Origin of the sequence: Dyadobacter sp. OTU695 (assembly GCF_038440355.1) — a bacterium.
Taxonomy (GTDB): domain Bacteria; phylum Bacteroidota; class Bacteroidia; order Cytophagales; family Spirosomataceae; genus Dyadobacter.
On the sequence record NZ_JASATN010000001.1, the window covers coordinates 1057165 to 1070398 of the forward strand.

General features: G+C 52.0%; 8 protein-coding genes. 3 read left to right on the top strand and 5 right to left on the bottom strand.

All coding sequences use genetic code 11. The features are described 5' to 3' along the window. Positions 1 to 212 precede the first annotated feature (212 nt). Positions 213 to 3263, top strand: coding sequence for a sensor histidine kinase (locus tag AAHB90_RS04355; RefSeq protein WP_342083684.1), 3051 nt, complete (start codon positions 213 to 215; stop codon positions 3261 to 3263). On the opposite strand, the gene AAHB90_RS04360 is transcribed toward AAHB90_RS04355, so the two are convergent. The 4 genes from AAHB90_RS04360 to AAHB90_RS04375 all read right to left on the bottom strand — a co-directional run bounded on the left by AAHB90_RS04360 (position 3190) and on the right by AAHB90_RS04375 (position 6148). Beyond that, entirely contained in the window at positions 3190 to 3846 is a 657-nt protein-coding gene (locus AAHB90_RS04360) for a response regulator transcription factor (protein WP_342083685.1), read from the bottom strand. The genes AAHB90_RS04355 and AAHB90_RS04360 overlap by 74 nt on opposite strands. Before the next feature lie 88 nt (positions 3847 to 3934). Next, positions 3935 to 4579, bottom strand: a complete 645-nt coding sequence (locus AAHB90_RS04365) for a helix-turn-helix transcriptional regulator (RefSeq protein WP_342083686.1) — start codon at positions 4577 to 4579, stop codon at positions 3935 to 3937. 53 nt (positions 4580 to 4632) lie between these two features. After that, positions 4633 to 5271: a helix-turn-helix transcriptional regulator gene (locus AAHB90_RS04370; RefSeq protein WP_342083687.1), complete on the bottom strand. Its 639-nt coding sequence runs from the start codon at positions 5269 to 5271 to the stop codon at positions 4633 to 4635. A gap of 142 nt (positions 5272 to 5413) precedes the next feature. Beyond that, positions 5414 to 6148: an NUDIX hydrolase gene (locus tag AAHB90_RS04375; protein WP_446717879.1), complete on the bottom strand. Its 735-nt coding sequence runs from the start codon at positions 6146 to 6148 to the stop codon at positions 5414 to 5416. Between the two features lie 241 nt (positions 6149 to 6389). Between AAHB90_RS04375 and AAHB90_RS04380 the strand changes: the two genes are divergently transcribed. Then, positions 6390 to 9857: a ThuA domain-containing protein gene (locus tag AAHB90_RS04380; protein WP_342083689.1), complete on the top strand. Its 3468-nt coding sequence runs from the start codon at positions 6390 to 6392 to the stop codon at positions 9855 to 9857. Between the two features lie 156 nt (positions 9858 to 10013). Here the strand turns inward: AAHB90_RS04380 and AAHB90_RS04385 are convergent, their stop codons facing one another. Further along, the gene (locus AAHB90_RS04385; RefSeq protein WP_342083690.1) at positions 10014 to 11609 is read right to left on the bottom strand and encodes an FAD-dependent oxidoreductase; all 1596 of its coding nucleotides are present in this window, start codon (positions 11607 to 11609) and stop codon (positions 10014 to 10016) included. A gap of 69 nt (positions 11610 to 11678) precedes the next feature. On the opposite strand from AAHB90_RS04385, the gene AAHB90_RS04390 reads away from it, so the two are divergent. Beyond that, complete coding sequence (locus AAHB90_RS04390) at positions 11679 to 13187, top strand: glycosyltransferase family 39 protein (RefSeq protein WP_342083691.1); 1509 nt, start codon at positions 11679 to 11681, stop codon at positions 13185 to 13187. Positions 13188 to 13234 lie beyond the last annotated feature (47 nt).

Below are 13234 nucleotides of genomic sequence, written 5' to 3' on the forward strand. Positions count from 1 at the left end.
ATTTGTTGTACCCGAAAAGGGCGGTTTTTGTAGAAAAATTTCTATAAAACATATTATTATGTCATGCGCTTCCGTAAATCAATTGGATTGTTTATTAGAGGAATTTCCAGGAGATATGTAGTACTTCGGGGGCGAAAAGTAGTAATTGTGGGAAATACACATATTTTAGTAAATTCATAGATAAACAGCATCTGGCGCGCAATAATTGAACAATGAGAATCCTCCTGACTGCGCTGATTTTTCTTATCCTGTACGGCTTCCCAACGGCTGCGCAGCCGGAGCGTTTTATTGTTTCACAGTACAATACCGACAATGGCTTGCCCCAAAACAGTGTAAAAGACGTCGCATTCGATGAATGGGGCTATTGCTGGCTTGCCACGGAAATGGGGATGGTACGATATGACGGCCAGCGGTTTGTAACTTACGGGACCTCAGAGGTGCCGGGCTTGAAATCCGCTCGTGTGGAGGGGCTGGCGAGTGATGCGCGCGGTACGCTATACGCGAGGCAGTACGGAGGGCAGATCATCAAAGTAGCGGTTTCGGGAAGCCACGCCGCACCCGGGCCGGTTTTGTTGCCGGCGTGGTCGCTGCATGTGGGTCGGGATGGCATGGCGGTCGACGATAAGGGAATGCTCCGTAAGCTGGCCTATTTCTACGGACACCTGGGACAGAAGCCATTCCTCTTTTCTTCGAGTATTTCAAACAATGAAGTTTATCTCAGAAACGAGCACAGCCTGCTCTATTTGTCGCCCGGGCTGAGCGCGCCGGTGGAAATCAGGGATTACACGGGCCGTAAGCCGGTACATGCCCTGTTCGGCGGGCAATTTCTGGCGTCTATACTACCCGGAAACCGGGTCGAGGCCTGGAAGAATGGCAAGCCATTGCCTGCCTACACATCGATTGACGGGTCACTGGCCTCCAATGCTCTTTTTCTTTCCGGCGATTTTCTCACCTTTCCCTGTTCCGGCGGCTTTTACGCATACGCTGGCGATACCCTTTACAAAGTCGCCCTTCGCAACGGACGTCTGCATTCTGAAATCGAGCTGGCGGGTATTCATGTACCTTTTTTAAGTTGTGTCCGCTTCGTACCGGAACAGCAGGCATATTACCTCGGTTCGATCACAGACGGACTGTTTGTGGTACAAAAAAAGCAGTTCACCGGTCCGCCGTTTCCATCTCCTGTTCTGGGTGGAAGCCTTTACGCGCAGGTCAGGGCTGGCGACGACCGTCTGATCGTGAAAAACCTGCTGATTTCGATGAGTCAGCCGCCACGGCAATTGCCGATTGACTCGGGTATTGCTTCCTGGTTTTTCGCACCGGGTAACGGGCAGCTATATTATGAGCAGAATTACAAGCTCCGTAAGCTGGACATTGCGGGTGGCCGGAGCCAAATCGTGGCATCGGAACAAGGGATCGTCCATATGAGTCAGGCCGGAGACGGACGTTACTTTTTTGCTTCGGCCAGGGGATTTGGCAAAATCGAGCATGACAAGAGTGTTGGGTTCAAGGAGTTTCCGCAAAAAGCAAATATCCTGTTTGCGAAGCAGATCCGTCCCGGCCATTTCCTGGTTTGCACTGAAAAAGGCCTGAAATGGTATGATTACGAGCGTAACCGAATCGATAGATCAGTGCTGGAATCCATGTCGATACGAACCGTACACGCGGAATCGGCCGGCAAGATATGGATTTCGACTTATGGAAAGGGATTCTATTTCATGCAGAACAAAAAGCTTCATCGCATGCCCGCAGGCCCGCGACAAGCTCTTACGACCGTTCATTCTTTCATTGAGGATGGCCACGGCTATTTCTGGTTGCCAAGTAACAATGGCCTTTTTAAAGTACGGAAAAGCGAATTGCAGGCATATGCCGAACGGCGTCAGGACAAGGTCAATTTTTTCCGCTTCGACCGTTCCGACGGCCTTCCTACCAATGAGTTCAACGGCGGGTGCGATCCTTCGTATGTGTGGTTGAAAGACAGTCTTTTATCGCTTCCGTCAATCAAAGGACTGGTTTGGTTCTATCCTCATAAACTCAAACCCTATTACCCCGACCGTGGTATTTTTGCCGACAGCCTTACGGTGAAGGGCCATCGGGTTGCACTCAATGCAAAGGGCATTACGCTCTCACCCGATTTCAAACGGCTGGCTGTCCAGGTATCGTCGCCTTATTTCGGCAATCCCGAAAACCTCGATCTCGAATACCAGGTTGCCGGGCTGGATCCCGATTGGCACAAAGTCGAGAAAAACGGGCAGATTAATATCACCAGTCTTCCGCCCGGCGATTACAAACTTCTCGTGCGGCGGAACAGTGCGGATATTACCGATAGCGCGACCCGTTTTGTGCTGCCCATCGATGTGGAGCCCTGGTTCTATACTACCTGGTGGTTTTACCTGTTTTGCATTTGCTTATCGATCGGGATTGGTTATCTGCTATTTAAACGACGGCTCACCAAGCTGCAAAAAGAGGCCCAGGAGCTCGAAAATATCATCTCAGACCGGACGCGTGAGCTAAAAAATGCAGTGGACGAGCTTGCCACCTCGGAAATGGCTTTGCTGGAAAGTAACCGGTTCAAGGACCATGTGATTACGATGGTGCTCCACGACATGCGGTCGCCGCTCCGGTTTATCTCCCTCATCAGCGGCAAACTTTTGAAAAACCATACACACCTTACGCCTTCGGACCTGGACGCGTACCTGGGCGACCTGCATATGGGCACGCAAAACCTGCTGGGTTTTACCGAACAGTTTTTTATGTGGATCAGCACGCAGCAGCAGGGGTTCAGGATTAATAATAACCTGTTCCCCGTAAATGCTTTATTTGAGGAGATCGCCTCGCTGTATAAAGAGCTTTTTAAGGTCAATCGTAACCGGCTTACTATCGTCCATACCGACCTGGAATGTGTTTCGGATTATCAGATACTCTCGGTCGTGATCCGGAACCTGATCGATAATGCCAACAAAAACACCTATGACGGGGAAATCCGGCTCTCATGCCGGGAGGAGAACGGCCGGCTCCTGATAACGATCAGCGACACGGGCCTCGGACTGAACGACGAGCAGATCGCCCTGTTCATGAGCCGCGACAGGCAGGCCGGTAACCGCGGTACGGGGAGTCTGCTGATCCACACCATGCTCGATTACATCCAGGGAAGCATTTCGATCGCCAGCGAGCCGGGGCGGGGGAGTACCTTTACGATTCTCCTTCAAAATCTGCATCAATTTGATACATCTGCGCAAGATGGTTCAGTTCTAGCAGGTTCTTGATTTCCAGCTTGTCGAAAATACGGCAACGAAAGCTGCTGGCGGTGGAGGCGCTGATAGAAAGCGTGTTGGCAACTTCGAGTGCGCCATAGCCTTTGAGCAGCAGCAACGCCACTTCGAACTCGCGTTTCGAGAGCTTATCGAAGGGCGTGTTGGCCACATTACCGACCAATGCGTTGGAAAAAATCTCGTTCTGAGACCTGGAAATATACTTCCGGCCCTGGCTTACCGCATGGATCGCCTCGGCCAGTACTTCGTCCGGTTCGGTTTTGTTAACGTACCCGAATGCGCCTTCGCGTAAGAAGCGGGCAGCGAAAACTTTGTCGGGCTTCATCGTCACGATCAGTATTTTAAGATTCGGCCGGATGCGCAAAATATCCGGGATCAGGGCAAGTTCGTTGGTTTCGGGCATATTCAGGTCCGTGATCAGCAGGTCGAATTCCTGCCCGGTAATTTTCCCGATCACTTCACGCCCGTTTTCGGCAAATTCTACGATCACGCTGAACCCCAGGACTTCTTTGACGACCATCTGCAGCCCCTTTCGGACAAGCTGGTGATCGTCGGCTATGAGTATGGAAAGTGGCATATTTAAACGGGCCTTTCAGGATTACAGTTTCATCGTAATGACTGAAATTAACGCTTTTTACACTGAATTACAAAACGGCGGAAGGGCATTAATGTGATAATACCGAGGCCAGTTCGATAATGTTGATGACATTTTTCTTCAACATCACAGTCCGCTTGATGGTGCTGACCGTGCTGTGTCTGACATTCAATGCCGCCGCTATTTCCGAAGTTTTCATACCACTTATCAGCAGGTTCGCCACCTGTTGTTCACGGGGAGAAAGCTTGTTCGGTTTTCTTTGCAGATTGTATTTGAGGAAGTTGCGTATCTGCGCCTGGTTGCCCGGGTCGAACAGGTATTCGTAGCTAAACTTATTCAGCGTGCCTTCGCAAATGTACCGCCGCGATTCCAGTACTTCCCGGAGGCAAGTCTCCGTTTCCTGGTCGGTACTTCCCTTGGAAATGCACGCGCTGGCCCCGGAAAGTACCAGCGAGAGTGCCTTTTTGTAAAGGTTATCATTGTACATAATGACCCACGGAATGGTATTATGCCGCTGGATTATCCTGCTATCGATGCCTGTTTTTTCATTCACACCAGCGACTACCAGGTCAATTTTATGGTGCAAAAGATGCTTAGAAAGGCCACTAATCGTATGCGTTTCAAAGAAAGTAAACTCGTTTCCGAGATTTTTGAAAAACTCCCTAAGACCCGTCAGGGTAATAGGATGCGAGTCGTATAAAATTACGTGAAGCATATAATGATGCGTAATTACGAAGAGGTTTGCCGGCATCCGGCTTTTGGTATACGTTAGTCGAGTGTCTGGATCGCCTGTACGAGATTGGTCACGGAAAGCTTGCGGAACGCGCGTGCTTTAAGGGTGCTTACGGTACTGGTCTGTATCTGAAGGCGGTCGGCGATCTCACCCGTTTTCAGGCCCGTTTTCAGTAGCGATGCCACCTCCCGTTCACGGGTGGTAAGTTCGCGGACACGCGGGCGATAGCTTTCGGCGCCATTTCGGATAGCTCTGAACCGCCAGTATTCGGCATTCACATGCGCCTGGGTGGTGGCGCATACGTGACGGCGCCGTTGAAGTACGGCCGAAATGCCTTCTCTGAGTGCCGTGTCGGTGCATTTTTTCGATATGCATGCTCCTGCGCCGAGCGCCATCAGGTCCATGGCGTTTTCCGCACCTTCTTCGGTGTATAGCACGGCGGTTTTGGGAAGTATGGCGGAAATCGCCTGACTGTCGAAGCTTTCCGTTTCATTGACGCTCAGGATCACGAGGTCGAAGCGTTGGGTGGTCGCATATTTGTAAAACTGACGTGTGCGGCCTGCTTCGGTCACTTTTATCCGCATATCCATGGTATCCAGCAATAGCCGGATCCCTTTGCGGGAAATGGGGTGCAGATCAAATACTAATACTTTAAGGGTGCTCTCGGATTTCATTATCAGGGGTGGTCGGTTATTATTGCCGGTACAAATATTCACCAACGGCGCATGATTTGTAGTGGCTCTTCGCCGACGCCTTTGTGGCTTTGGAGCCACAAAGGCAAATTCTTCCCTCCCTCTGGAAACCTGAAAACCGCCCCTAGCTAATTGTTCTCCTGAACCGGTACAGAAACGGCGCCTTGTTGGCCGCCCCGGTAAACTTCTTTTCCAGCCTTTCCAGCACATCCAGGTCGAGGATCTTTTTCTGAAAATTGTTTCGTGCGAATGCCCGATCAAAGATTGATTCGTAAAGCTCCTGCAATTCGCGCATTGTGAAAGTTTCGGGCAGCAGGTTAAATGCAATGAGCTTCTGGTCGAGGTTGAGCTGCAAAGTTTCCAGCGCGCAGCTCACCATTTCGGCATGGTCCATGATCATCGGCGGCAAATCCCGCACCGGGTACCAGTCGATGGATTCGTCGAGGTCGGTTTTCCGTGGCACTACTTTGTTGATATCCACCAGTGCGTAATATCCGATGGAGACAAACCGCCTGGTAATCCAATCGAACTCCTTCCGGTCGAACCGCTCGTCGCCCAATGTATCGCCATTCAGTTCGATCAGGCGTTCGAGGAACCGGATGTTCGAGCGCGGCGAGTTGCCAAAAACCCTGAATTGTTCGAGATATATGTCCTTAATGCCCGTGCGGTCTTCCAGAATGCGGCGTGCCGCCTCGTCGATCCCCTCGTTCTGATAAATAAAACCACTCGGCAAGGCCCAGAAATCGCCGCGAAAGTTCAGCTTAGGTACCAACACGCTTAGCTGCGAATCCTGATAGCCAAAAATGACGCAGTCGATGGAAAGCTGCTGAATGTAACCCTGTCCGCTCGGTGATTGTATGTCCTTCATGTAGTAGTCTCCCAATTTTAACCCAACAATATCGCAGATACGGCCCTCCCGCCCAAAGCGGAAGGCGGAAACATTTTACCGACCTGTTCCGGATCAATACGCGTATTTACGTTAATGTGACCAGTTATTGTATTGTTTAGGTAATTAATAGTATAAAATTTATTGTCTCAAAGATAGACAATAATGCTTTTTACCGTACATTTGAATGTCACTAATTCAAACGATTAACCAGATGAAGAGAAAATTACAGGGAGTGCTGCTTTGCTGTGCATGGCTCCTCGTAGGTCAAGTTATGGCACAGGCGCCTAAAATGCAGGTGCTGGTTTTCAGCAAGACGGCGGCGTTCAGGCATCAGTCGATCGGTGCCGGGAAAAAGGCGCTCAGCAAAATGGCGACCGAGAAGGGTTTTGGCGTCAGCTTTACGGAAGACGCTGCCCAGTTTAAGGAAAGCAATCTTAAAAAATACAACGCCGTAATTTTTCTGAATACAACCGGGGATATTCTCGACGCCGATCAGCAAAGCGCATTCGAACGCTACATCCAGGCCGGAGGGGGCTATGTGGGCATCCATGCGGCCAGCGATACGGAATATGAATGGCCGTGGTACGGTGCATTGGCCGGAGCCTGGTTTCTGGACCATCCGATGCCCGACAATGTGCAGAAGGGGAAGTTTATCGTAACCCAGAAAAACCACTGGGCGACACAAGGAATGCCCGACGAGTTTGAGCGAACCGACGAATTTTACAGTTTCAAGAATATTTCTCCCAAAATCAATGTAGTTCTGAAAATCGACGAGAAAAGCTACAAAGGCGGTAAAAACCCGGATTTTCACCCGATGAGCTGGTACCAGGAGTTCGACGGAGGCCGGTCGTTCTACACTGCCATGGGGCATACCGACGAAACCTTCGAAGAGCCGCTTTTTCTGAACCATCTTTGGGCGGGCATTCGCTATGCCACCGGCGGGGACGCACCCAAGCCGTTAGATTTTGCCAAAGCGCGTCCGGAAGAAAACCGTTTTTCAAAAGTGATCCTGGCCGAAAAGCTCGACGAGCCTATGGAACTGAGCGTGCTGGGCGATGGACGCATTCTGTTTATCCAGCGGAAAGGAGAGGTACTTCTTTATCATACCAAAACCAAAGAACTGAAAACCATTGCCAAACTGCCGGTGAGTACGAAATATGTGAGCAAGGAAGGTAAGGAGTCGATGGGCGAAGACGGTTTGCTGGGGCTGAACAAGGACCCGAATTTTGCGCAGAACCATTGGATTTACCTCTATTATTCCGACCCGAACGAATCCAAGAACGTACTGGCCCGCTTTGAGCTGAAAGGCGACGAGCTGGACCTGGCTTCGCGCAAAATACTGCTGGATGTGCCTACGCAGCGCGAAGAATGCTGCCACACCGCGGGCTCCATTGCCTGGGACAAGGACGGCAATTTGTACCTTTCCACCGGCGACAATACCAACCCGCATGGCTCGAACGGATACAGTCCGAGCGACGAGCGCCCGGGGCGCGAGGCGTGGGACGCACAGAAATCATCGGCCAATACCAACGACTTGCGGGGCAAGATCATACGCATCAAGCCGCAGCCGGATGGTGCGGCTGGGGGCGCGCCCTACACCATTCCGGAGGGTAATCTTTTCCCGAAAGGAACGCCCAACACTCGCCCTGAAATTTACACCATGGGCCATCGTAACCCCTTCCGGATTTCGGTAGACCAACGCACGGGCTACATATACTGGGGGGAAGTGGGGCCTGATGCCGCCAAACCCGATGCCAACCGCGGCCCGGCTGGCCACGACGAGGTGGGGCAGGCCCGGAAACCAGGCAATTTCGGCTGGCCGCATTTTGTAGGCGATAACAAGGCTTACAACAAGTATGATTTCACGGCGAACCAGTCTGGGGAGAAGTGGGATGCAGCCGCACCGACCAACAATTCGCCCAGCAATACGGGCCTGAAAGTACTACCGCCAGCACAGAAAGCATTTATCTGGTATCCCTATGACGCCTCTCCGGAGTTTCCGCTCGTAGGTGCGGGCGGGCGCAACGCGATGGCCGGGCCTGTATTTTATTCGGACGATTTCAAGAACGCATCCGGTGCTTTTCCTGCCTACTACAATGGCAAGCTGCTGGTGTATGAATGGATGCGGGGCTGGATTATGGCCGTTACGATGGATAAGGAGGGGAGTTATACCTCGATGGAACGCTTCATGCCCAGCTACAAATTTTCCAATCCAATGGATATGGAATTTGCACAAAACGGAGACCTGTATATGCTCGAATATGGTTCGGGCTGGTTCTCCGCCAACGACGACGCCCGCCTGATCCGTATTGAATACAACGGCGGTAACCGTAAGCCGAAGATCGAAATGGCTGCCAGCAAACAAGGCGGCTCCGCGCCGCTGGCGTTGAAACTGACCGCCGCCGGTACCGACGATGCCGACGGTGACGCATTAACCTATTCATGGAAAATCACCTCCAAAAACGGGTATATTAAAACCATGAATACCCAGGATGCACAGCTGACACTCGCCAAAACCGGGCTTTACAAGGCTACATTGACGGTAAATGACGGGAAAGGCGGTATTTCGACGCAGTCGCTGGAAGTTACCGTCGGTAATGAAGCGCCGGTACTGAGCCTGGATATGCCGGGGGCCAACAAGTCGTTTTTCGTGCCAGGTAAGCCGTTTCTGTATGACGTGAAAGTGAAAGATAAGGAGGACGGAACGCTAGGAAGCGGCATCGATGCCGATGCTGTGGCCGTGAACATCGATTACCTGCCCGAAGGCTTCGACAAAGTGGCGATTGCCCAGGGACACCGCTCCGCCGATGAGGCAGCCGGCGGAGCTGCAAGGTTTGCAACAGGTAAGAAACTGATTGAAGCGAGCGATTGCAAGGCCTGCCACAGTATCAGCAAGAAATCGATAGGCCCCGCTTACACGGAAGTCGCGCGGAAGTATAAAGGCAACAACTCAGCGGTGGAAATGCTCACAAAGAAGGTGATCAACGGCGGGGGCGGCGTTTGGGGTGAAACGGCCATGGCCGCGCACCCGCAGCTTTCTGCGACCGACGCTTCGGAAATGGTGAAATACATTCTGAACCTTTCCGGCGACGTGGGAGCGAAAGCCTCGTTGCCTGTAAAAGGAAGCTATACCGCCGCATTACCGAATGGCGACAAAGGCAAGGGCGTTTTCGTGGTGCGTGCAGCGTATCAGGACAAAGGTGCAAAAGGCTTGCCCGCCCTTCGTTCGGAGCAGACGTTCGTGCTTCGGAATTCGGTACTCGACGTGCATGGCTTCGACGTGTATGAGGATGTAAATAAAATGGCGTACGGCGGCAATAACCTCGCCATCCCTGCCAAATCCGGCGCGTACATGGGCTTGAAGCAGGTCGACCTGAATGGCGTATCGGCCTTCCGCATCATGGCCATGGCCCCCAAACCGCAGCTGAATGCGTTGGGCGGCAAGGTGGAGCTGCGGCTGGATAGCCCTACCGGCAAGATAATAGGCGAATCGGCTTTCCTTGAACCGACAGACAAGATGGACTTCAAGCCATCGACCCTGGACATCCCTGTGAAACTTCCGGCTGGCGATGGCAAGCCGCACGATGTATATATGATTTTTGTAAACCCTTCGAAATCATCCGGCAGTCTGATGGTGGTAATGGGTGCACAGGCAGTGCTGGAATCGACGCCGCAATAGCAGACGTACCGGATAGGGATTTTCCTGGATGAGGTTGTATCAAGTAGTGTTAAGTTGTCACCCTGAGCGAAGTCGAAGGGTATTTGCATCGCGCATTTGCCCTTCGACTTCGCTCAGGGTGACAATGAAGTATTTTTGATACTACCTCTTGCTGTTCTATTTGTTTACGACTTGCGCAACTTCCACGCGATCGAGCGGATTCCGGGCGGGGCCGGTCAGAACTTCTCCCTGGCAATTGAACCGTGCACCATGGCATGGACAATCCCAGCTCTTTTCGGAGTCGTTCCATTGTACAATGCATCCCGCATGGGTACATACGGGATCAATTACGGTAACTTCGCCGCTTTCATTTCTGTAAATACCTACCTTCTGACCGTCATATTCGACGATCTTGCCGCTACCGGCGGTGATCTCGGCCAGTGAATCGATTTCCTCGATGCCCAAACGGTCTCCTACGAAGCGACCAACGACGTCCGCATTTTCCTTGACAAATTCAGTGAAGCCCGCCACCGGTTTGACCCTTCCGGGATCGAATAGTTTTTCATACGGACTGGCCCCCTTCAAAATCAGTTCGCTGAGTACAATCGCCGAAACGGTCCCGAGGATCATTCCGTTGCCGTTGAAGCCGGTTGCGGTGTAAATGCCGCCCGAGGCCCCCGGTAGCTGCCCGATGTAAGGAAGGCCATCGGCCGGAACGTAATATTGCGCCGACCATTGCGTAGCGATCTCGTCCACCGGGTAACATTTTTTGGTATAATCAATCAGGTCGGCGAATGCCTGTACCGGATCGCCGTGGCCGGTTTTGTGGTCGTGCCCGCCTGCTACGAGGTATTTCTGGCCGTCGATCATGTGCGTGCGGAAGTAGTGGTAGGGGTCCTGCATGTCATAAATCAGGACATCGGGGTAAGCGTCTTCTTTTAACGTTGCCGCGATGACGTAGCTGCGATAAGGCGCATTGCGGAAATGCAGCACATTGACACCCCCTGGCGGAATGTGCGTCGCATACACGACCGATCTCGCCCTGATCTCCCGGTCGCCTGAATATGCCGTATGGTATTCGTCGTTCGAATCAATGCGGTCTATGAGCGTGTTTACAACTACCACGCCGCCAAGGTCTTCGAATGCTTTTTGAAGGCCCAGAATGTATTTTAATGGATGGAACTGTGCCTGCTTGTCGAAAACGACGGCTTTCCGGAACGGCAGGGGCGCAGGCGCATCGGGCGCGGGCCCGGCCGTCACCCCTGCACGCAAGGCGCTTTGATAGAGATCGTCGAGTTGCTTGGTTTCCTTGTCCGTTTCGGCATATACATAGGCTTGTTTCCACTCAAAATCGCAGTCGATCCGGTGGGTTTCCACCAGATTATGAATGAGCGCTACCGATTCGGCAATGGCCTGGGCGAACTGGCGGGCTTCTTCCTGCCCGAAATCGCTTTCTACTTCTGCAAACGTCGTGTCTGCAAAAGTGTTAATATGAGCCGTGGTACCGCCTGTCGTGCCATATCCCGGCGAATGGGCATCGGCGACGATGCATTTGCGGCCCTCTTTTTGAAGCAGTAAGGCCGTAGTGAGGCCGGTAATGCCCGCTCCAACGACAAGTGTATCAAATATTTCGGAAGCAGATGTGGTTGCCCGTTGCGGACTTTCGGCCGTTACGCCGGCCTGCCAGAGGCTGTCGTTGGCGCCATCGCGTTCCATACGCTTGGTGGCGGTACCGGCCTTTTGTATATTGTTGAAGTTTGATGATGTGTTCATATCTATTTAAATTGTTGCGTGCATCCCGGACAAAATCCATGCCAGTGCTTTCCGTTGATTGACAGACCTATGACCCCAAAAACCGCCCTGCTGCTGGCATTTATTGCCCTGAAATTCCTGTTACAATATTTCCTCATTATTCCCGGTTACGAACTGCACCGCGACGAGTACCTCCACCTCGACCAGGGTAACCACCTGGCGTGGGGTTTTATGTCGGTGCCGCCGGTTACCTCCTGGGTCGCCTGGCTCATTGGTGTTTTGGGGAATGGCATATGGACGGTCCGGTTCTTTCCGGCATTGTTCGGAGCGCTGACGATGCTGGTGGTCTGGAAAACAGTCGAACGGTTAGGCGGGGGTTTATATGCCTGTCTGCTTGCCGGGTCCTGCACCCTGTTTTCGGTTTTATTGAGGCTAAATCAGTTGTTTCAACCTAATTCCGTCGATGTCCTGTGCTGGACGACGCTTTATTACTTTCTGATCTGTTTCATACAGTCCCGGGACCGTCGCTGGCTCTATGGCTTTGCAGCCGTGTTCGGGATTGGTGTTTTAAATAAATACAATATCATATTCGCCGTCGCAGGCCTGCTTCCGGCCCTGCTGCTCACACCGCAACGTAAGCTGCTGCTGAACAAACACATTTATCTTGCCATGTTGCTGGCATTCCTGATGATCCTGCCTAACCTCATCTGGCAGTACCAGCACAATTTCCCCGTTTTTCACCATATGAAACTGCTGGCCGAAACCCAGCTCGTGAATGTAAAACGCGCCGATTTTTTAAAGGAACAACTCTTGTTTTTCATAGGATCATTATTCGTCATTGCGGCAGGATTGTATGGTTTATTAAGCCACAAACCCTTTGCGCCATTCCGCGTGTTCTTTTTCTCCATCATCATTACGCTTGCAGTCTTTACCTACCTGCGTGCGAAAAGCTATTACGCCATAGGCATCTACCCGGTTTACATTGCCTTCGGGGCGGTATACATTGGTGCCAAAGTGAATGCAGTCTGGCTACGCGGGGTCTTTGTTCTGATTCCCGTTGTTCTTTTTATACCGTTGTTCAACGTAGCATTTCCGAACAAAACACCTGAACAGATCGTCGCCAATCCCGGGCCTTATCAAAAGCTGGGCCTGCTGCGGTGGGAAGATGGCAAGGATCACCAGTTGCCCCAGGACTTCGCGGACATGCTGGGCTGGCGGGAGCTGGCGGCCAAAGTCGATGCAGCTTACGCGTCAATGCCCGATCGGGAGAGGACACTCGTCCTTTGCGATAACTATGGGCAGGCAGGGGCTATTAACTATTATACCAAACAGGGTGTCCGCGCGGTAACTTTTAACGCGGACTACGTGGATTGGTTCGACCTGACCAAAAAATACAAGCACCTGGTCAGGGTTAAAAACTGGTGGGAACGGGGAGCGGAAATGAAGGAAACCGGTCCTTTGTTCGCGACGGGTTATGCAGCGGATTCGGTCGGCAACCGCTATTCCCGGGAGTGGGGGACGACGGTCTTTATCTTTCGCGACGCCCGGATCGATATTAATGCGAAAATAGAAGAAGAAATTGCTGAGGAGCGATGGTAACCGGCACAAAATCTGGCGGGGAAAAGGCAAAATAAGAATGTTTTAAA